The organism is Mesorhizobium sp. URHB0026 (genome assembly GCF_054059755.1).
In genome coordinates, this window is sequence record NZ_JBSSCN010000001.1 from 4,371,230 (window position 1) to 4,389,744 (window position 18,515).

21 protein-coding genes are annotated in these 18,515 nt (G+C 63.3%); 12 read left to right on the forward strand and 9 right to left on the reverse strand.

The window, feature by feature from the left end:
* Positions 1-64 precede the first annotated feature (64 nt).
* The 10 genes from ACVWWD_RS21530 to ACVWWD_RS21575 are packed head-to-tail and all read left to right on the forward strand — an operon-like array spanning position 65 to position 9,251.
* Complete coding sequence (locus tag ACVWWD_RS21530; protein ID WP_245275591.1) at positions 65-799, forward strand: heme-binding protein; 735 nt, start codon at positions 65-67, stop codon at positions 797-799.
* A complete protein-coding gene (locus ACVWWD_RS21535) occupies positions 796-2,673 on the forward strand; it encodes a methanol/ethanol family PQQ-dependent dehydrogenase (RefSeq protein ID WP_352547004.1) in 1,878 nt (625 codons plus the stop codon). Before ACVWWD_RS21530 ends, ACVWWD_RS21535 begins: the two co-directional genes overlap by 4 nt.
* Entirely contained in the window at positions 2,654-3,523 is an 870-nt protein-coding gene (locus ACVWWD_RS21540; protein WP_352547005.1) for a substrate-binding domain-containing protein, read from the forward strand. Before ACVWWD_RS21535 ends, ACVWWD_RS21540 begins: the two co-directional genes overlap by 20 nt.
* Positions 3,520-4,053, forward strand: a complete 534-nt coding sequence (locus ACVWWD_RS21545; protein WP_023773772.1) for a c-type cytochrome — start codon at positions 3,520-3,522, stop codon at positions 4,051-4,053. Before ACVWWD_RS21540 ends, ACVWWD_RS21545 begins: the two co-directional genes overlap by 4 nt.
* Entirely contained in the window at positions 4,050-5,063 is a 1,014-nt protein-coding gene (gene coxB / locus ACVWWD_RS21550; RefSeq protein ID WP_435053981.1) for a cytochrome c oxidase subunit II, read from the forward strand. The genes ACVWWD_RS21545 and coxB overlap by 4 nt, the downstream gene beginning before the upstream one ends.
* Positions 5,060-7,036 (forward strand): cytochrome c oxidase subunit I, encoded by a 1,977-nt coding sequence (gene ctaD / locus ACVWWD_RS21555; protein ID WP_023773774.1) that lies wholly within the window; start codon positions 5,060-5,062, stop codon positions 7,034-7,036. The genes coxB and ctaD overlap by 4 nt, the downstream gene beginning before the upstream one ends.
* Entirely contained in the window at positions 7,033-7,638 is a 606-nt protein-coding gene (locus ACVWWD_RS21560; RefSeq protein ID WP_023773775.1) for a cytochrome c oxidase subunit 3, read from the forward strand. The genes ctaD and ACVWWD_RS21560 overlap by 4 nt, the downstream gene beginning before the upstream one ends.
* Positions 7,638-7,979 carry a hypothetical protein gene (locus ACVWWD_RS21565; protein WP_023773776.1) on the forward strand — a complete coding sequence of 114 codons (342 nt, stop codon included), beginning with the start codon at positions 7,638-7,640 and terminating at the stop codon, positions 7,977-7,979. Before ACVWWD_RS21560 ends, ACVWWD_RS21565 begins: the two co-directional genes overlap by 1 nt.
* On the forward strand, positions 7,976-8,854 hold the full coding sequence (locus ACVWWD_RS21570; protein ID WP_352547007.1) for a cytochrome c oxidase assembly protein: 879 nt from the start codon (positions 7,976-7,978) through the stop codon (positions 8,852-8,854). Before ACVWWD_RS21565 ends, ACVWWD_RS21570 begins: the two co-directional genes overlap by 4 nt.
* Positions 8,835-9,251 carry a c-type cytochrome gene (locus tag ACVWWD_RS21575; protein WP_352547008.1) on the forward strand — a complete coding sequence of 139 codons (417 nt, stop codon included), beginning with the start codon at positions 8,835-8,837 and terminating at the stop codon, positions 9,249-9,251. The genes ACVWWD_RS21570 and ACVWWD_RS21575 overlap by 20 nt, the downstream gene beginning before the upstream one ends.
* On the opposite strand, the gene ACVWWD_RS21580 is transcribed toward ACVWWD_RS21575, so the two are convergent.
* The 7 genes from ACVWWD_RS21580 to ACVWWD_RS21610 form a co-directional block, all read right to left on the reverse strand.
* Entirely contained in the window at positions 9,252-10,058 is an 807-nt protein-coding gene (locus ACVWWD_RS21580) for an ABC transporter permease (protein WP_352547010.1), read from the reverse strand.
* Positions 10,055-10,780 (reverse strand): ABC transporter ATP-binding protein, encoded by a 726-nt coding sequence (locus ACVWWD_RS21585; protein WP_352547011.1) that lies wholly within the window; start codon positions 10,778-10,780, stop codon positions 10,055-10,057. The genes ACVWWD_RS21580 and ACVWWD_RS21585 overlap by 4 nt, the downstream gene beginning before the upstream one ends.
* On the reverse strand, positions 10,777-11,739 hold the full coding sequence (locus ACVWWD_RS21590; RefSeq protein ID WP_352547012.1) for a PQQ-dependent catabolism-associated beta-propeller protein: 963 nt from the start codon (positions 11,737-11,739) through the stop codon (positions 10,777-10,779). The genes ACVWWD_RS21585 and ACVWWD_RS21590 overlap by 4 nt, the downstream gene beginning before the upstream one ends.
* Positions 11,727-12,902, reverse strand: coding sequence for an ABC transporter substrate-binding protein (locus tag ACVWWD_RS21595; RefSeq protein ID WP_352547013.1), 1,176 nt, complete (start codon positions 12,900-12,902; stop codon positions 11,727-11,729). The genes ACVWWD_RS21590 and ACVWWD_RS21595 overlap by 13 nt, the downstream gene beginning before the upstream one ends.
* Positions 12,899-13,381: a Clp protease/crotonase-like domain-containing protein gene (locus tag ACVWWD_RS21600; protein ID WP_352547015.1), complete on the reverse strand. Its 483-nt coding sequence runs from the start codon at positions 13,379-13,381 to the stop codon at positions 12,899-12,901. Before ACVWWD_RS21600 ends, ACVWWD_RS21595 begins: the two co-directional genes overlap by 4 nt.
* A 276-nt stretch (positions 13,382-13,657) precedes the next feature.
* Positions 13,658-13,960 (reverse strand): DUF982 domain-containing protein, encoded by a 303-nt coding sequence (locus ACVWWD_RS21605; protein ID WP_015317826.1) that lies wholly within the window; start codon positions 13,958-13,960, stop codon positions 13,658-13,660.
* A gap of 151 nt (positions 13,961-14,111) precedes the next feature.
* Positions 14,112-14,465: an ABC transporter ATP-binding protein gene (locus ACVWWD_RS21610; protein WP_435053982.1), complete on the reverse strand. Its 354-nt coding sequence runs from the start codon at positions 14,463-14,465 to the stop codon at positions 14,112-14,114.
* A gap of 84 nt (positions 14,466-14,549) precedes the next feature.
* On the opposite strand from ACVWWD_RS21610, the gene ACVWWD_RS21615 reads away from it, so the two are divergent.
* Together ACVWWD_RS21615 and ACVWWD_RS21620 are read left to right on the forward strand one after the other, a co-directional pair.
* Positions 14,550-14,732: a hypothetical protein gene (locus tag ACVWWD_RS21615; protein WP_352547017.1), complete on the forward strand. Its 183-nt coding sequence runs from the start codon at positions 14,550-14,552 to the stop codon at positions 14,730-14,732.
* 101 nt (positions 14,733-14,833) lie between these two features.
* Positions 14,834-16,291 (forward strand): NCS1 family nucleobase:cation symporter-1, encoded by a 1,458-nt coding sequence (locus tag ACVWWD_RS21620; protein ID WP_352547019.1) that lies wholly within the window; start codon positions 14,834-14,836, stop codon positions 16,289-16,291.
* 36 nt (positions 16,292-16,327) lie between these two features.
* On the opposite strand, the gene ACVWWD_RS21625 is transcribed toward ACVWWD_RS21620, so the two are convergent.
* A complete protein-coding gene (locus ACVWWD_RS21625; RefSeq protein WP_352547020.1) occupies positions 16,328-16,867 on the reverse strand; it encodes a DUF1697 domain-containing protein in 540 nt (179 codons plus the stop codon).
* 8 nt (positions 16,868-16,875) lie between these two features.
* Positions 16,876-18,513: a CTP synthase gene (locus ACVWWD_RS21630; RefSeq protein ID WP_318012995.1), complete on the reverse strand. Its 1,638-nt coding sequence runs from the start codon at positions 18,511-18,513 to the stop codon at positions 16,876-16,878.
* Positions 18,514-18,515: the final 2 nt, after the last annotated feature.

Sequence of the window (18,515 nt, forward strand, 5' to 3'; positions counted from 1 at the left end):
CCGAATGCCCAAGACAATGTATCGCTGTCAGCTTTTCTTATCTGTCTTTGGTCTGCTGTTGCTGATGGGCGACCTGCTCCACGATGACAAGGCCATGGCTCAGCAGCCTTGTCCAGCCGATCACGATAGGCTGCTTACAGTCCTCAAAGCCAACGTGAAGGCAAGCGGCGGACCAGCCAATGGCGGCTTTGAAACCAACGAATGGGGCGCGATCGTTGCCCGCGACGGCACTGTCTGCGCGATTGCGTTCAGCGGCCCCGCGGTCGATTCGCAATGGCCGGGGAGTCGGCTCATCGCAGCGGAGAAAGCCAACACCGCCAACGGTCTCAGCCTGGCTCAAATGGCCCTGTCGACGGCCAATCTCTACGCCGGCGTGCAACCGGGTGGGCCGCTGTTCGGACTACAGGCGACCAACCCCGTCAACCAAGCCGCGGCATATGCGGGCGATCCCAAAACCTTCGGCAGCGCCAACGATCCGTTGGTCGGCAAGCCTATCGGCGGCGTCGTCGTGTTTGGCGGGGGCCTGGCCCTTTACGACGGCAAAACGATCGTCGGCGCGCTTGGCGTCAGTGGCGATTCCTCTTGCGCCGACCACAATGTCGCCTGGCGCGTTCGCGCGGCTCTCGACCTCGATAAGGTCCCGGCAGGCGTCAATCCCAACCGTAAGGATGCCATCATCTATGATCTCGATCCCGGCGGAAAAAGCGCCTCCGGCTGGGGTCACCCGCTGTGCTCGGGCACCGAGGCCGACATCGCGGCGGAACTCGGTTCAGGCGTCGGAGGCGCGACACCGAAATGAAGCAAGCAGCGCGGCGTGCAACACCCTGCGTTGACGCGGTACGCACGAACCGCCCGGCGGCAGCGGGAAAACGTCTCCAGAGCTTCCTTGCGGTGCTGCTGCTGGCTTGCACTCCCCTGCTGACGGGCGCTTCCGAAGCTCCGCCACTGTCGGCGATCTCGCCGCCTGCTTCCGCCGCGCCGCGCGACGATGGGCAATGGACGATGCCGGCCAAGAACTACGCGTCGACCCGCTACAGCGAGCTCACCGAAATCAACGAAGGCAACGTCAAGAACCTGCAGGTGGCCTTCACCTTCTCCACCGGCGTCAACAAAGGTCAGGAAGCGGCGCCGCTGGTCATCGCCGGCACAATGTACATCGTGGCCCCCTTCCCCAACGTCGTCTACGCGCTCGACCTCACCAAGCCGGGCGCGCCGATGAAATGGAAGTTCGAACCCAATCCCGAACCCGCGGCGCAAGGGGTTGCTTGTTGCGACGTCGTGAATCGCGGCGCGGCTTTCGCGGACGGGCGCATCTTCTTCAACACACTGGACGGTCACACCATCGCGCTCGATGCGAACACCGGTCAGCCGATCTGGAACTCCCATATAGGCAACATCAACATCGGCGAGACCATCACCATGGCGCCGTTGGTGGTGAAAGGCAAAGTGCTGGTCGGCAATTCAGGCGGCGAGATGGGCGTCCGCGGCTGGGTCAAGGCGCTCGACGCCGGCGACGGTCATGTCGTCTGGACGGCCTACGGCACCGGACCGGACAAGGACGTGCTGATCGGCCCGGATTTCAAGCCGCATTACGACATGGACAAGGGCAAGGACCTTGGCGTCACGACATGGCCGCCGGAAGCCTGGAAAATCGGCGGCGGCAACATGTGGGGCTGGATTTCCTACGACCCGGATCTCAACCTGATCTTCCACGGCACCGGCAACCCTGGACCGTGGAACCCGGATCTGCGGCCCGGCGACAACAAATGGACGTCAGGGATTTTCGCCCGCGACCCCGATACCGGAGCGGCGAAATGGTTCTACCAGTGGAGCCCGCATGATCTTCATGACTATGACGGGATCAACGAGCAGGTCCTGCTCGACATGAACTGGCAGGGCAAGCCGCGCAAGGTGCTGATCCGGCCCGAGCGCAACGGCTATCTCTACATTCTCGACCGGACCACCGGCGAAGTGCTGTCCGCGAAGCCCTACGGCCCCGTCAATTCCAGCAAGGGTGTCGACCTCAACAGCGGCCGTCTGATCGAAAACCCGGACAAGAAGACCGGTACCGGCAAGGTCGTCCGCGACATCTGCCCGACCGCGTCGGGGCTCAAGGACTGGCAGCCTTCCGCCTTCTCGCCGAAGACAGGGCTGCTCTACATACCGCATAACAATCTGTGCATGGACGAAGAAGGCGTCGAGGTGAACTACATCGCCGGCACGCCCTATGTCGGCATGAACGTGCGCATGATCCCCGGGCCTGGTGGGAACCGGGGCGCCTTCACCGCCTGGGACATCGCCGCGGAGAAGCCCGCCTGGACCCTCAAGGAGAACTTCCCGGTGTGGAGCGGCGCGGTCGTGACCGCCGGCGATGTCGTCTTCTACGGAACCATGGAGGGTTGGTTCAAGGCGGTCAGCGCCAAGACCGGCGAGCTGCTTTGGCAGTTCAAGACGTCGTCCGGCATCATCGGCCAGCCCATCACATATCGCGGTCCCGACGGACACCAATATGTGGCGATCCTGTCGGGTGTAGGCGGCTGGGCCGGCGCCATCGTGTCCGGCGATCTCGATCCGCGCGACGCCACCGCCGCCCTCGGTTTCGTCAACGCGATGAAGGATCTCAAGGACGCGACAACGGCGGGAGGCACGCTCTATGTGTTCCGGCTGCCCTGAGCCACTCAAGCGGGCCTCGCGCCAGGCGCGAAAGGCGCTCCAGCGAATGGCAACCGCCATGGCCGCCCTTGCCTTGCTCCTCTTGCCGGCGGCAGCCAATGCCCGGGAATTGAGGGTCTGCGCCGACCCGAACAACATGCCCTTCTCCAACGCCGCCGGTCAGGGCTTCGAGAACAGGATCGCCGAGATCGTGGCAGCCGATCTCGGCGCCAAGCTGACCTATACGTGGTGGGCACAGCGCCGGGGCTTCGTGCGCAACACGTTGAAGGCCGGCCTTTGCGATCTCGTGCCCGGCACGTCGGCCAATCTCGAAATGCTGCGCACCACCACACCCTACTATCGGTCGTCCTATGTTTTTGTCACCCGCCAGGACAGTCCGGATGTGGCGTCCTTCAACGATCCGCGGCTACGCGGCATGCGGATCGGCGTGCAACTAATCGGCGACGACGGTGTCAATTCGCCTCCTGTCCAGGCGCTCGGCCGCCGCGGCATCGTCGGGCATCTCGTCGGCTATCCCGTCTATGGCGACTATTCCGCACCCAACCCTCCGGCGCGCATCGTCGAAGCGGTGGCGACCGGCGACATCGATCTTGCCGTCGTCTGGGGCCCGCTCGCCGGCTACTTCGCGGCCAAGCAGAAAGTGCCCCTCCGCGTCACGCCCGTCACGCCTCGCATTGACGGACCGCAATTGCCCATGATCTACGACATCTCGATGGGCGTTCGGCGCGAGGACGATGCGCTGCGTGGCGATGTGAACAGCGCGCTGGCCAGGCACAAGGCCGAGATCGACGCATTGCTGTCGGAATACGGCGTGCCGCGCCTCGATGGCCCGGGGGGCCCAGTGCGATGAAGCATGGTGCCGCCATGCTCTTGTTTACGGTTCTAGCGCTTACGGCATGCCAGCGCGAGGAGCGGGACACGCGCCCGCAATCCTCGCTCGGATCGGGCGAGCAGCCGACGCCTGTGACGACATTGGAACCCGGTGGACAGCGGCCCTCCGCCAGCGACAATAAGGCAGCCAGCTTCGAGGCCAATGCCTTCCACCTCAGCGAGGGCAAGCGCCTGTTCAGCTGGTTCAACTGTTCGGGCTGTCATGCCAATGGCGGCGGCGGCATGGGGCCGGCCTTGATGGACCAGAAATGGCTTTACGGCAGTTCGATCGAGAGCATCCACGCTACCATCCGCGATGGGCGGCCAAAAGGCATGCCGAGCTTCCGCGACAAGATTCCCGATGACCAGATTTGGGAGCTTGCCGCCTTCGTTCGCTCGCTGAGCGGCAACGCACCCTCGTCCGCCGCGCCGCAACGCAATGACGACATGATGCCACATCCGTCGGAAAACCGCATGCCGGATGCAGCCACACTGGGGAAATCACCGTGAAGCGCCTTGCGTCGACAGGGTTCGGCACGGCCTGCGTCATGTTTTTGCAGGGATGCTCGGGATGGCAATCAGCGCTCGACCCGAAAGGGCCCGCTGCCAGTGAGCTGGCATGGCTCATCTGGTTTTTCACCGCGCTTTGCGCGGTGATCTGGGTCCTGGTGATGATTGCTCTTGCCACGCCGTTGATGATGCGGTCGCGGGACGGCGCCGAGCCGCTCGTGCTCGACGCCGGCGCCGATCATCGAAAGTTGCGCGTTGTCGTGATCGCCGTCGGGCTGACCGCAGTGATCGTGGTCGGGCTGACCTTGCTGAGTTTCTTCGCCAACAGGACGCTTGCGGCGATCGGCTCCGACGCCGCGCTCACCATTCGCGTTACGGGCCACCAATGGTGGTGGGAAGTGCGCTACGAAGACGCCACGCCGAGCCGCATCCTGACCACGGCGAACGAGATCCACATCCCCGCCGGGGAGCCCGTGCGGCTTCTACTGACATCGACGGACGTGATCCATTCCTTCTGGGTCCCGAGCCTTTCCGGCAAGCTTGACCTCATCCCCGGTCATATCAATGTGCTCGACATCAAGGCCGACAAGCCTGGCGTATATCGCGGCCAGTGCGCAGAGTTCTGCGGTGCGCAGCATGCGAACATGGGCACCTTCATCATCGCCGAGCCGAAGGAAAAGTTCGACGCTTGGTGGAACGACCAGTTGCAACCATCTGGCCCTCCCGCGAGCGACGAGGCCAAGGCTGGCGAGGACCTGTTTCTAAAGCGCCCCTGCGTGATGTGCCACAGGATCGGGGGCACTCCAGCGGGAGGAACCATCGCGCCGGATCTGACGCATATTGCCAGCCGGCGAACGCTCGCCGCCGGCACGTTGACGATGAGCCGAGGCAATATCGCCGCCTGGATAGCGGACCCCCAAGGCGTGAAGCCCGGTTCCCACATGCCTGTGGTGGAGCTCAACGGCGACGAACTCAACGCCATCGTCGCCTATGTCGAGGGTCTGAAATGAGCAGCGCGGATCTGACCAGCGAACGCGACCTGCCGCCGAAACGCGAGACCGCCACCAAGGGCGACCTGGCTCCCGAGCATGACGGACCGCGCGATACCGGCATGGACGATGCCAGCCTGCACCACTGGCTCACGCGGGCATGGCGCACGCCGCCCGGCATCATCGGAGCCCTGTCGAGCGTCGACCACAAGGTCATCGCAAGGCGCTATCTGATCACGGCCTTCATCTTCCTGTGCCTTGGCGGGCTGAACGCGGTCGCCATGCGAATCCAACTCTCGGGGCCGCAGCGTGGACTGATCGGGCCGGACCTCTACAACCAGCTGTTCACGATGCATGGCGTCACCATGATGTTCCTGTTCGCTGTTCCTATCGTGCAGGCAACGGGAATCTATCTGGTGCCGCTGATGGTCGGCACGCGCAACATCGCCTTCCCGCGGCTCAATGCATTCGGCTACTGGATCTACGTCTCGGGCGGGGTCTTTGCCTGGACCTCATTCCTCCTCAACATGGCGCCGGACGTCGGCTGGTTCGCCTATGTGCCCCTATCCGGACCGGAATTTTCCCCGGGCAAGCGCGCCGACGTCTGGGCGCAAATGATCACCTATACCGAAGTGTCGTCGCTCGCCGTCGCCGTCGCCACCATCGTCACCGTGTTCAAGCAACGCGCGCCCGGCATGTCGCTGGACAAGATACCGGTTTATGTGTGGGCCCTGCTGGTCACTTCCTTTGTCGTCGTCTTCGCGATGCCGGCAGTCATGATCACCTCGACCTTCCTCATTCTCGACCGGCTTGTCGGAACCCACATTTTCAACCCCGCGGAGGGCGGCGACGCCCTGCTGTTTCAGCATCTGTTCTGGTTCTTTGGTCATCCCGAGGTCTACATCATCTTCCTGCCGGCGACAGGGATGGTCTCCTCCATCATTCCCGCTTTTGCCCGGCGACCGACATTCGGCCATTTAGGGCTGGTCCTGTCGCTGATCGCGGTGGGTTTCCTGTCGTTCGGCCTTTGGGTTCACCATATGTTTGCGACGGGATTGCCGAAGCTCGGGGCGAGCTTCTTCACGGCGTCCAGCATGCTGATCGCCATCCCCAATGGCGTGCAGATCTTCTGCTGGCTGGCGACCTTGTGGGATGGCAGACCGGTGATCCGCACGCCGCTGCTGTTCGTCTTCGGCTTTTTCTTCATCTTCGTTATCGGCGGGCTAACCGGCGTCATGCTCGCCTCGGTGCCGCTCGACCTTCAGGTGCACGACACTTATTTCGTCGTCGCCCACTTCCATTATGTGCTAATCGGCGGATCGGTATTCCCGCTGCTGGGCGCGGCCTATTTCTGGTTCCCCAAGATCACCGGGCGCATGATGAGTGAACGTCTCGGACGCTGGCATTTCGGGCTGGCCTTCATCGGCTTCAACGCGGCCTTCTTCCCGATGCATCTCGTCGGCCTTTGGGGCATGCCGCGCAGGGTCTACACCTATCCGGCGGAGCTTGGCTGGGGCAACATCAACCTGTTCATCAGTGCCGGCGCGGTGCTGTTCTTCCTGAGCTTCGTGCTGTTCACTTTCAACCTGATACATGGCGCATTGAAAGGGGCTCCGGCCGGGGATAACCCCTGGGATGCCGGCACCCTGGAATGGGCCACGTCGTCCCCGCCTCCAAGTTACAATTTCACGCGCATTCCGATCGTGACGAATGTCGAGCCGCTGTGGGCCGAACGAGCGGCGCTCCCTGTCGCAACCGGACTCCGCGTCGATGTCCGCGAGTTGCTCATCTCGACTGTGGCGGAGGCCTACCCTGACATTCGCGAGAAATCTGCGACGCCGTCGATCTGGCCGCTGCTGGCGGCGATCGCCGTGGGCGGCACGTTCCTCTACTCGATCTTCACGCCGTGGGCGATCGTCTGGGGCGCCGTGCCGATCGCACTCACGCTGGTCGGCTGGTTCTGGCCCAAGGGCGATCCGGAGGACGAGGAATGAACCAGCGGCCCGTCACCGACCTTTCCGCTCTCCCTACGTTCGGCCATGGTCCGCGCAGCCCGACCTGGTGGGGCACGCTCGGCTTCATGGCGTTGGAAGGGACGGGCTTCGCGCTGGCGGCCGGCGCCTATCTCTACCTGGCGATGTCATGGCCCAACTGGCGTCTGAGCGCCCCGGAACCTAACCATTGGCCGGGAACCATCCTCACCCTGTTGCTGATCGCCAGCCTGGTCCCAAACCACATCCTCAATCGCTACGCCAAGCATTGCGCAATGGTACCGGTGCGAATCGGCATGGTGGTGATGTCGCTGTTCGGTCTCGCCCCGCTCGTGGTGCGCTGGTTCGAGTTCCCGGCGTTGAACATCTATTGGGACACAAACGCATACGGCTCGATGCTTTGGGTGCTGCTTGGACTGCACACCACGCATCTGATCACCGACGTGGGCGACACGATCGTGCTGACGGTGCTGATGTTCACCCGCCATGGCTATAGCGGCCGGCGCTTCGGCGATGTGGGCGACAACGTATTCTATTGGGATTTCGTGGTGCTCACCTGGATCCCGATCTACCTGCTCATCTACTGGGTACCGAGGCTAGGCTGATGCGCGCGCTGCGGTTGGGAACGTCCTGGGGTGGTCTTCTGTCGGGGCCTTTGGCTTGGGCAATCTCGACGCAACTGAACTACGCGCTTGTTCCGTGGCAGTGCAATCGCCAGATTCCGGTCGTGCTTCCGATCGCATTGCTGCTGGCCTTGCTTTCGCTTCTCGGCGGCGTGCTTTCTTGGCGGGCACGGCGGCAGGGGGGCGCGGCTTTCAAGCCGGAGCGCACGCGCGGGACCGAGCAATTCGTCGCCGATCTCGGCATTCTTGCGGCTTTGCTTTTTGCCCTCGTAATCGTCATGCAGGGCAGCGCCGCGCTCATTCTCGACGAGTGCCTGCGATGAGCTTCGAGGCCTTTTTCTCAACCTCGATCTGCTATGGCGCCGGCGCGCCCGAAGCGGGATGGACGCTTGCGTTTCCCATCACGCTCCCTTTGGCCGCAATCGCGCTCATCTATGCGCTCGGAGCGAGCCGGCTGTGGCGCCGCAGCAGCCGGGGCCGCTCCGAGCGGACGCGGCAGGTTCTGTTGTTTGCCGCCGGCTGGGGCGTTCTGACCGGAGCACTGGTTAGCCCGATCCATGCGCTTGGCGAACGGGTGTTTGCCGCCCACATGATCGAGCATGAACTGCTGATGGCGGTAGCGGCGCCACTCCTTGTCGCCGCCTGCCCCGGCGCGGCCCTGATATGGGCATTGCCAGCCGCACTCCGCCGAGGGACGGGAAGGCTCACGCACGGCAGGATTGTCCAGGCGATCTGGACGGTTGCCAGCCGTCCCCTCAACGCAACCATCATCCACGGTATCGCGATCTGGATCTGGCACGTTCCCGTCCTGTTCGAGGCAGCGCTTCAGCAGGGCGTGCTGCACTACGCCCAGCATGCGAGCTTCCTCGGCACAGCCCTGCTGTTCTGGTGGGTGATTCTGCCGCGTTCCGGCCGCCAGCAGGCCTGTGGCAGCGCGGTCATGCATCTCTTCTTCACGTCACTGCACACCGGTCTGCTCGGCGTGCTCCTGCTGTTGTCGCCCAGACTCTGGTACCCGCAAAATGCCGGAGGCGCGGCGCTCTGGGGCCTAACCCCCATCGAGGACCAGCAGCTCGCCGGACTGGTGATGTGGGTTCCGGCTGGCCTGATCTATGGCGGAGCCGCCTTGCTGCTTGCCGGCCTTTGGATAAGCAAGAGCGGAACCAGAAAGGCAACCCATGCGCTCCGGCCTGGCTAGGATGGTGAGCGGCGCGCTCGCCGCGATCCTGCTGCTGACCGCGGCAGTCGCCGCGGCGACCTTGTGGTCCGACCGCCGTGATCGTGTTCGCAACGAATCGGACATGGCGACCGGCGGCTTGGGCGCGCGCGCCATTCCGATCATGATCGCGAACGGGTGCTCCGGATGTCATACGATCCCCGGCGTGCCGGGGGCACAGGGACAGGTTGGTCCACGCCTCGACTCCAGCCTTGCCGACCGGGTCTTTATCGGTGGCGTGCTGGCGAACAATCCGGAGAACCTGATCCGTTGGATACGAGCGGCCAGGGAGATCAATCCGCACACGGCCATGCCATCGACTGGGATCACGGAGCAGCAGGCGCGTGATATCGCCGCCTACCTCTACGCCTTGAAATGATCAGCCCTCGCCGCCGCGCCGGGACCACAGGCCGCGGCCGGGGTCGTAGCCGACCACTGCCGCCAGGAAAAACACGACGAGGCAGGCGAGAACGACAAGGGCGGAAACGGGATCGAAGCGCAGATAGAGCGTGAAGCGTATCAGTTCGACCGCCGAACTGAACGGGTTCCATGCGGCGATCGTAGCCAGCACCGGCCCCGCCTCGGCGAGCCGCCATATCGGATAAAGCGCCGTCGAGGCGAAGAACGTCGGGAAGATGACGAAGTTCATCACGCCGGCGAAGTTCTCCATCTGCGTCGAAACGGACGATACCAGCAACCCGAACGCGCCCAGCATCAGGCCTGACAGGACCAGCGCCGGAAACACGGCGAGGTAGCCTAGAAGCGGCGGGCGCACGTCCCAATAACGCGCGATCAGCAAGAACAGATAGACCAGTGGCAGACCGACGACGACGCTCGCCAGCAGCCGCGCGGCAAGCAGATACCAGCGTGGTAGCGGCGCTGTCAGCAACAGGCGCATGCTGCCCATCTCGCGGTCGTAGACCATTGCCAGCGAGCTTGCCATGGCATGGAAGAGCAGCATCATGGCCGCCAGCCCAGGGACGACATAGACCTCGTAGAGCACGTAGGTCTGATAGGGCGGCGTGATTGACAGGCCAAGCACCGAGCGGAAGCCGGCGGCGAAGATGGCGAGCCAGACCAAAGGCCGTATGATCGCCGAGAGCAGCCGGCCGCGCTGGCGAAGCGTTCGCAACATCTCCCTGCGCAGGATTCCCATGAGCGCCCGCACCGCGTGAGGTGTCTTCATCCCGCCTCCGTCAGCAGATCGAATGCATCGGCGAGGCTGCCGACCGCAAGATCCGCGGCGACGCGGCCGGCGCCGCCGGCCCAGCGCAGCCTGCCCTTGTGCAGCACCACCAGGTCGTCGCCGGCCGATACCTCTTCCAGGAAATGCGTCGCCCAGAGAACAGCAATACCTCGTTCCCGGCACAGCGCGCGTACGTGCTGCTCGATCGCCCGGCGCCCAGGCACGTCGAGCCCGGTCGTCGGCTCATCGAGCAGCAGGATACGCGGCTGGTGCATCAGCGCGCGAGCGATTTCGACGCGCCGCCGCTGACCGCCCGATAGCGAACGGACCGGCTCGTCGCACCGGTCGAGAACCTCCAGCCGGTCGAGTTCCTCGCGCAATCTCGTTTCGCTGATGCCGGTCTCCAGCCCATGCAGTGAGGCGTGATAGCGCAGATTTTCGGCAGCGGTGAGGTCGAGGTCGAGCGTCTGCTGCTGGAAGACAACGCCCATCTGGGCAAGTGCGGCGGCCGGATCGGTTCGCATGGATTGGCCGAACACATCGATCTGGCCGGATCGGGCATGGTAGAGGCCGGTGACCAGCGAGAACAACGTCGTCTTGCCGGCGCCGTTGCGTCCGAGCAGCACGCACATCCCGCCTTCAGCGACCGAGAACGACACGGCATCGAGGACCCGCCGCTCTCCGAAGCTGTGCCCGAGGCCTTCGAGTGACAGCGCCTTCATGGACCGATCACCACTCCCCAGGGGCCGCGTCCCACCGGCACCGACTTCACCACCTCCTCATTTTCCAGATCGATGAACGAGATGTCGCCGGAATTGCCATTGGCGCTGACCAGGCGCTTCTGGTCATCGGACAGCGCCACGTGCCACGGCCGCTGGCCGACGAGATAGAGGCGGCGCACCGCCAGCGTCTTGGTATCCACTTCGGCCACCCGGTTGGCCGGACCGAGCGCCACATAGGCAGTGGCGCCGTCGCGTGCCATTTCGATGCCGACCGCCTGGACGCCCTCGCGGCGGATACCAGGGACCTCGAACTCGATCTTGCCGGTCTCTGCACGAGACGTGGTGTCGAAGACGGTCACGGTTCCGCGTATTTCGGAAGACACCCAAAGCTGCTTTCCATCCGGGGAGAACGCCACGGCGCGCGGACGGGTGTCGACCAGGAGGTTGTCGACGAGTTCGAGCGTGCCGGCATCCATGAGATGCACCATGCTGGTGGTCTCCGAGGTGCAGGCAACGTAGCGGCCGTCGGCACTGACCGCCATGCCCTCGGGTTCGACGCCGACGTCGACAGTACCGATAACCTTGGCGGAGGCGATATCGACCACCGAAACCAGATTGTCGTTCTCATTGGCGACGAACAGCCGTTTGCCGTCGGGATGCACGACAAAAAACTCCGGATCCGCTCCCGAGGGGAGCTGGCCGATCACCTGCCGTTTGGCAAGATCGACAACGTCGATCCGGTTGTCGTCGCCAACAGCAACGAAGAGCAGCTTCTTGTCTACCGAAGGCGCCATTCCGCGCGGGCGCCTTCCCACATTGATGGTCGTGGACAGGCTCATGCTGGCGCCATCCACCACCGCCACAGTGTTGTCCTGCTCGTTCGACACGTAGATTGTCTCCGCGGCGGCAGGTCCGGCCACGATGGACATCGACAGCAGGATCGCGATCAGAACCTGCATGCGCTTTCCTCCAGGTCGATGCCCAGCGTGTCGAGCGGCGTGCGCTGGTGCAGGAAACCCGGTTGCGGCGAACTGGAGACGAGCAGTCGCGGTCCCGATATCAGGATAGGCTGCCGCATCTGGCCGTCCCATGGCCGGAAGCTCAGCCCCTGTCCCTTGAAGCCGGCGAGAAGGAAGTCGCCGCTTCGCAAATACGCGGTGATCGCCGCGGGATCGAGGCTTCGCAGGCGTGTTGCCGCTTCACCGACGCTGCGCACGGCAAGCCAGGCGGCGTAGTCGTAAGCCGTCATCCAGCGCTTGGCTTGCTTGCGAAACCGATCTTGAAGTTGGGTTGCGCCCCATTCCTCGTTGACCGCGCTCCACCCGATCGCCACGAGCCCCTGCGTCCCGGCGACCGGCCGCGGCAATGCGGTTCGGCCTTCGAGATAGGCGCCAAACTCGTCCGCCTCGTCGGCGACGACCAGCACGTCGTAATCACCGACCTGGGTGGCGGCCGGTATCTCGGTCTGCAGCGTGACATGTCCGGTGTCGGCCCGGCCATTGGCCGGCCGGAACGTCCACGGCTTGTCGACGACGATCTCGGCGCCGAAGCGTGCCGCCGAACGGCGCAACGCTGCCGCCATCGCCTGGTCCGCAGGATGCGGGCCGACGAGCAGGAACCAGCGCTGCCACCGTTTCCAAACAAGATATTGCGCCAGGCCGTCGGCGAGCATGGCGCGGCTTGGAACCGTATGCAGGAGGTTCTTGCGGCAGTCCTGCTGGCGGAGCGCATCGTCGGGCGCGCGGCTGTTGAAGAACAGCATCTTGTCCGCTACGGGCGCTGCAACCGCCTGGCTCAGCGTGGCCGCGTCGAGATCGGCCACGACGAAAGTGACGCCCGTGGCGGCCAGGCTGGCGATTGCGTCCTTCGGCGCTTCGCCTGGCTTCAGGACGCGTTCTTCGAGCTTGAAATTCTGCCCCAGGAAGCGCCCCGTCCCGTCGTCGTCGGCGATGCCCAGCCGCGCGCCCTGCAGGCCGTCATCGCTGACGGGCTGATCGAGCGGTCCCAAAGGCAGGGGTGGCATGCGCGTCTGGCCGATATAGCCGATCACCATCGTCCGCGGTGCCGCGGACCCGGGCGCGGCGACCAACAGAAGCAGCAGGATCGAGAGCGCAAGTTTCATCCCGCTCCGCCTGCCTGCGCTCCGGCTGCGAAACACCGTGAAGCCGATCCGTCATCCCGCGCAATCCGGACGTCACGCATGATATCTGCTGGCGAGCCCTCCAGAACGACGATGCGGTCGGCCAGCGACGAGGCCTGAGCCAAGGTGTGCGTGACAATCAGCGCGGCGGACCGCGGGGCGTCAAGGCTTCGTTCGTGCACCAGCAGAGTTGTATCCGGCGTCAGGTATCGCGCTTCTTTGGGAAACGCGGCAAAAATCGTGATGCCTGCGGAATAGACATTCGTTTTCCCCACGGCGGGACGTCCGGCATGGCGCTGCAACAACTGGAGTTCAACCGCAATGCGGCGCGCGGCGTCGGCGTCTCTGCCCTGCGTGTTCAGTTCTACCCGCAGAGGACTGTTCTGCTGGAGTCGTTCAAGCACGAACGTTACCGTGTTGGCGGCATGCAAGCCGTTGATGGAGAGGTTGGGCGAGTTCATTGACGATCCGAGGATCGGCCACGTCAGATCTTCGCCTCTTCGCCCGCGGGTCGTCAACCGGCGATGGTAGAGCCGGCAATGCCGGTCTGTCCAATCCAGGTGCAATGGCGAGTTTTGCTTCTAGCATGCTTGATATTGACGCCGGTTCGCGATTCGCTCGATTGTGGGTTCAGGGAGAATTGAGAAGCGATACCTCGACATGTCCCGAAAGGGCAGACACAACCTCCATCGCGTCCGTCACGGGCGCGATCCACCAGAAGCAAAGGGGCGTGGCGGCTATCGCCGCAGCGCGTGTATGCTCGCCATGCTGTCGCTGCCCATCGGCAGCGCCATGTCATCGTCGAGAAGCCGCGTGATCCGGGCGAATCCGGTGAACGCTTTTCTGGCTTCCTCCGCCGACATCTGTCCCGACAGGGCAGCCGAGCAGCAATTCAGCGCGCACTGATACACTGGGCCACGTCGTCCCGTCGGCCATTTACGCAAGAAAACCATCGCCTCGGCAACACTATCCACTTCTTCTACAGGATGCCCCTGCCCGCGCGATATCCGCACGGGCGCAAAGAAATGCAGGTAGTCCATTGTTTCCTCCCGGTCGATCGAGATGTGCTCGATCGAACCCTGTGAAACGCCCCGCCTGGCCATTTGTTCCATACGGAAAACAGAAATGTTTAAAGAAATTTAGCGGCCGGATTGGTGCTCCCTCAACTCCGGCCGTTCCGATCGGCAGCGCTCAACCGCGATTGGGCATCGGGGGGCGCTTACGCGTCCCACTGGGCGTCGTCTGCACGACGGGAACGGCCGAGATCAGGGCCTGGCTGTAAGGGTGGGCGGGGGCTGAAAACACCTCTTCCGCCGGGCCCTCCTCGACGATCGAGCCGATATACATGACCGCGATGCGGGTTTCTCCTGGAGATCGGCAAGCAGGTTGACGATCTGCGCGCAACGGTTCGGCCACCAGGTTGCCGACGTTCTTGGCAATGCCGAGCACGCCGAGGACGTGCACCGGGCTGCCTTGCCGGGCCAGCGCGATCAGCAGGCCGACCACTGCGGCCGCACCGCCCATGTCGGCCTTCATATCGAACATCTGCTCGCCGCGTTTTGTGCAGAGACCGCCGGAATCAACACAACGCCGAAATCCAACACGACGCTGGATGATTGTACGCTGATCATGCGTGAGACGATCAATGGCGCTGGAATAGCGCTCGTCGACACGATGACGGCCCAGAATCTGCTGCAGCAGGGCAAACTGGAAGCCGTGGATCGAGAATTCGAATCAACAGGCAGCCCTGTTTCAAAAGCGGCTCACCATCAGGGCCTGTCGATAATCGCCGTTCGCATTGAATATCTTTAAGGCCAAAGCCGGCAAATCGATTGCTTGCCGGTTCCCCTGCGTCAGGCGTAACCTCTGCGGTCAACGCGTGAGGGCGCGTGCTGCAAGAAGGGGACATTGCAATGACGATACAAGGCGCATCGCCTGACCTGTATAATGAAGACCTCGCTCCTGCCAAGGTTCGGAACTGGGGACCGTTCTCGATCTTCAACGTCTGGACGTCGGACGTCCATAGCCTATGGGGCTACTACCTCGCCGCCAGCCTGTTTCTGTTTTGTGGCGGCTTCGTCAATTTCATCGTCGCCATCGGCATCGGTTCGCTGATCATCTACGCACTGATGAACATGGTTGGTTACGCCGGTGTGAAGACCGGTGTGCCCTACCCCGTGCTCGCCCGCGCCTCCTTCGGCATCTGGGGCGCCAACATTCCGGCACTGGTGCGCGCCATCGTCGCCTGCTTCTGGTACGGCGCGCAGACAGCGGCCGCCTCAGGCGCCATCGTCGCATTGCTGATCCGCTCGCAATGGTTCGCCGATTTCAACGCCAACACCCATTTCCTTGGCCATTCCGGCCTGGAGGTGATTTGCTTCGTAGTCATATGGGCACTGCAACTGCTGATCATCCAACGCGGCATGGAAACGGTTCGCCGCTTCCAGGACTGGGCTGGCCCGGCGGTCTGGGTGATGATGCTGATCCTGGCGGTCTATCTCTGCGTCAAATCAGGAACCTTCGCCTTCACCAGCGATATTCCAATGGATGTACTGCTGGAAAAGACCAAGGATGCGGGGGTTCCTGGTGATCCAGGGTCTTGGACCGCACTGTTTGCCGTGGCGGCGATCTGGGTGACGTACTTCTCGGCGCTCTATCTCAACTTCTGCGATTTCGCCCGTTATGCCCCCGACCAGGCATCGCTGCGCAAGGGCAATATTTGGGGCCTGCCTATCAACCTGATCCTGTTCTCGCTGGTCGCCGGCGTCACCACCATCGCCGCATACGACGTCTACCATGAGGTGCTGCTGCACCCCGACCAGATCTCGGCCAAGTTCGACAGCTGGTTCCTGGCCGCCCTTGCCGCCCTGACCTTCGCGGTGGCGACGCTCGGCATCAATGTCGTGGCCAACTTCGTCTCGCCGGCCTTCGATTTTTCCAATGTCTTTCCCCGCCAGATCGACTTCAAGAAAGGCGGCTACATCGCGGCCGTCATCGCGCTGGTGCTCTATCCCTTCGCACCGTGGGAAGGCAGTGCCGCATCCTTCGTCAACGTCATCGGCGCAACGATGGGGCCGATCTTCGGCGTGATGATGGTCGATTACTATCTGATCCGCAAAGGTGAAGTCGACGTCGAGGCGCTATATCGCGAGGACGGCGAGTTCCGCTTCCAGGGTGGCTGGCACGTCAATGCCTTCATCGCCGCCGGCATCGGCGCCATCTTCTCGTCGATCCTGCCCAACTTCACCAACTGGCTGCCGTCCTGGTGGGGCGTCTATGGCTGGTTCTTCGGCGTGGCGATTGCCGGCGTCATCTACTACGTGCTGCGCACTGCGGCCGTGAGCGCCAGCGCCAAGATGGCGAAAGCTTGATGAAACCATAGCGGGGCGGCCCCGAGCCGCCCCGCTCTACCGCGCGATCATTTCGGCCAGCTTGCGCAAGGTGTTCCAGTTGCGCGAGGTGCCGACGCCCATGCGCTTGTGGTTGGCAGCGGCAAGTAGGCGCGAGCTGGGCCTCTCCCTTGAAAAGACGACCCAGATGTCGCCGCCGACCAGAAGCACCTTCTCGTCCGCGGCGGCACAGGCTTGAAGCCCGGATATTGCGTCTTCGGCTACAGGTTTGCGCATTACGCGCACCGCCACCTGGTCGCCGGCTTCCACCGACTCGGTCGGGAATGGATTGCTGCTTGCGAGTTTGCGCCAGTCATCGGCGGCACGGACGATGATGTCGACGTGGCGGCCAAAGGCCTGTTCGAACGCGGATTCCAGCAGCTTCTCGAGGCCGGCGACCGAGATCCTTTCGCTCTCGAAGACCAGGTTGCCGGTCGCCACCAGGGTGCGGACATTCTTCAGGCCGAGGCTTTCCGCCATGGCCTTGAGGTCGGACATGACGACCCGCCGCCCCTCTCCCAGGATGATGCTGTAGAGAAGCGCGACATAGGTCCGCATGGAAGCCGTCAGACCAGGCGGCTCTGCTCCACCGCCGCCTCGATGAAGCTGGCAAACAGCGGATGCGGATCGAGCGGCCGGCTCTTCAGTTCGGGGTGATATTGCACGCCGATGAACCAGGGATGGTCGGGGTATTCGACCGTCTCCGGCAGCACACCGTCGGGCGACATGCCTGCAAACACCAGCCCGCAATCCTCCAGGCGCTGCTTGTAGTCGATATTGACCTCGTAGCGGTGCCGGTGACGTTCGGAAATTTGGGTGTCGCCATAGATGTCGGCGATCTTCGAACCCTTGGCGAGCTCGGCCTGATAGGCGCCGAGCCGCATGGTGCCGCCGAGATCGCCAGTCGCCCTGCGCTTTTCCAGCATGTTGCCTTTCAGCCATTCGGTCATCAAACCGACGACAGGTTCCTTGGTCGGGCCGAATTCAGTCGACGAGGCATGTTCGACACCGGCCAGCGATCGCGCCGCCTCGATGCACGCCATCTGCATGCCGAAGCAGATGCCGAAATACGGCACCTTGCGCTCGCGTGCGAATTTGGCCGCCAGGATCTTGCCTTCCGAGCCGCGTTCGCCGAAGCCGCCGGGCACCAATATGCCGTGCACCTTCTCCAACCATGGCGTCGGGTCTTCCTTTTCGAAGATCTCCGATTCGATCCAGTCGAGCTTGACCTTGACGTGGTTGGCCAGCCCGCCATGCGAAAGCGCCTCGATCAGCGATTTGTAGGCATCCTTGAGGCCGGTATACTTCCCGACGATGGCGATGGTGACCTCGCCTTCCGGATTGTGGATACGGTTGGAGACTGCCTGCCATGGCTCCATGCGCGGCTTGGGCGCCGGCTCGATGCCGAACGCGGCGAGCACTTCCGAATCCAGACCTTCCTTGTGGTAGGCCATCGGCACGTCGTAGATATGCGGCACGTCGAGCGCCTGGATGACGGCGCTTTCCCCGACATTGCAGAACAGCGACAGCTTGCGGCGCTCTTCCTTGGGGATGGCGCGGTCGGCGCGCACCAGAAGAATGTCGGGCGCGATGCCTATGCCGCGCAGTTCCTTGACCGAATGCTGGGTCGGCTTGGTCTTCAGTTCGCCCGCCGTCGGGATATAGGGCATCAGCGTCAGGTGGACATAGACGGCGTTGTTGCGCGGCAGATCGTTGCCGAGCTGGCGGATCGCCTCGAGGAACGGCATCGCCTCGATGTCGCCGACCGTGCCGCCGATCTCGCACAGCACGAAATCATAGTCGTCATTGCCGTCGAGGACGAAGTTCTTGATCTCGTCGGTGACGTGCGGGATCACCTGCACCGTGGCGCCGAGATAATCGCCGCGCCGCTCGCGCTCGATGATGTTCTTGTAGATACGGCCGGTCGTGATGTTGTCCTGCTGATTGGCGGACCGGCCGGTGAAGCGCTCGTAATGGCCAAGATCGAGGTCCGTCTCGGCACCGTCATCGGTGACGAACACCTCGCCGTGCTGGTACGGCGACATCGTGCCGGGATCGACGTTCAAGTAGGGGTCGAGTTTTTTGATGCGTGCGCGATAACCTCGCGCCTGCAGGAGAGCCCCAAGGGCCGCTGCGGCAATGCCTTTTCCAAGTGAGGAAACCACGCCGCCTGTGATGAATACATATCGCGCCATGGGAGTCATCG

What these genes read in the sequence shown, in the direction of transcription:
- ACVWWD_RS21595 (WP_352547013.1), bottom strand. Translation starts at nt 12,902, where the DNA reads ATGAAACTTGCGCTCTCGATCCTGCTGCTTCTGTTGGTCGCCGCGCCC.
- ACVWWD_RS21560 (WP_023773775.1), top strand. Translation starts at nt 7,033, where the DNA reads ATGAACCAGCGGCCCGTCACCGACCTTTCCGCTCTCCCTACGTTCGGC.
- ACVWWD_RS21530 (WP_245275591.1), top strand. Translation starts at nt 65, where the DNA reads ATGGGCGACCTGCTCCACGATGACAAGGCCATGGCTCAGCAGCCTTGT.
- ACVWWD_RS21565 (WP_023773776.1), top strand. Translation starts at nt 7,638, where the DNA reads ATGCGCGCGCTGCGGTTGGGAACGTCCTGGGGTGGTCTTCTGTCGGGG.
- ACVWWD_RS21620 (WP_352547019.1), top strand. Translation starts at nt 14,834, where the DNA reads ATGACGATACAAGGCGCATCGCCTGACCTGTATAATGAAGACCTCGCT.
- ACVWWD_RS21605 (WP_015317826.1), bottom strand. Translation starts at nt 13,960, where the DNA reads ATGGACTACCTGCATTTCTTTGCGCCCGTGCGGATATCGCGCGGGCAG.
- ACVWWD_RS21580 (WP_352547010.1), bottom strand. Translation starts at nt 10,058, where the DNA reads ATGAAGACACCTCACGCGGTGCGGGCGCTCATGGGAATCCTGCGCAGG.
- ACVWWD_RS21585 (WP_352547011.1), bottom strand. Translation starts at nt 10,780, where the DNA reads ATGAAGGCGCTGTCACTCGAAGGCCTCGGGCACAGCTTCGGAGAGCGG.
- ACVWWD_RS21615 (WP_352547017.1), top strand. Translation starts at nt 14,550, where the DNA reads ATGCGTGAGACGATCAATGGCGCTGGAATAGCGCTCGTCGACACGATG.
- ACVWWD_RS21600 (WP_352547015.1), bottom strand. Translation starts at nt 13,381, where the DNA reads ATGAACTCGCCCAACCTCTCCATCAACGGCTTGCATGCCGCCAACACG.
- ACVWWD_RS21625 (WP_352547020.1), bottom strand. Translation starts at nt 16,867, where the DNA reads ATGCGGACCTATGTCGCGCTTCTCTACAGCATCATCCTGGGAGAGGGG.
- ACVWWD_RS21610 (WP_435053982.1), bottom strand. Translation starts at nt 14,465, where the DNA reads ATGTTCGATATGAAGGCCGACATGGGCGGTGCGGCCGCAGTGGTCGGC.
- ACVWWD_RS21630 (WP_318012995.1), bottom strand. Translation starts at nt 18,513, where the DNA reads ATGACTCCCATGGCGCGATATGTATTCATCACAGGCGGCGTGGTTTCC.
- ctaD (WP_023773774.1), top strand. Translation starts at nt 5,060, where the DNA reads ATGAGCAGCGCGGATCTGACCAGCGAACGCGACCTGCCGCCGAAACGC.
- ACVWWD_RS21540 (WP_352547005.1), top strand. Translation starts at nt 2,654, where the DNA reads ATGTGTTCCGGCTGCCCTGAGCCACTCAAGCGGGCCTCGCGCCAGGCG.
- ACVWWD_RS21545 (WP_023773772.1), top strand. Translation starts at nt 3,520, where the DNA reads ATGAAGCATGGTGCCGCCATGCTCTTGTTTACGGTTCTAGCGCTTACG.
- ACVWWD_RS21590 (WP_352547012.1), bottom strand. Translation starts at nt 11,739, where the DNA reads ATGCAGGTTCTGATCGCGATCCTGCTGTCGATGTCCATCGTGGCCGGA.
- ACVWWD_RS21575 (WP_352547008.1), top strand. Translation starts at nt 8,835, where the DNA reads ATGCGCTCCGGCCTGGCTAGGATGGTGAGCGGCGCGCTCGCCGCGATC.
- ACVWWD_RS21535 (WP_352547004.1), top strand. Translation starts at nt 796, where the DNA reads ATGAAGCAAGCAGCGCGGCGTGCAACACCCTGCGTTGACGCGGTACGC.
- ACVWWD_RS21570 (WP_352547007.1), top strand. Translation starts at nt 7,976, where the DNA reads ATGAGCTTCGAGGCCTTTTTCTCAACCTCGATCTGCTATGGCGCCGGC.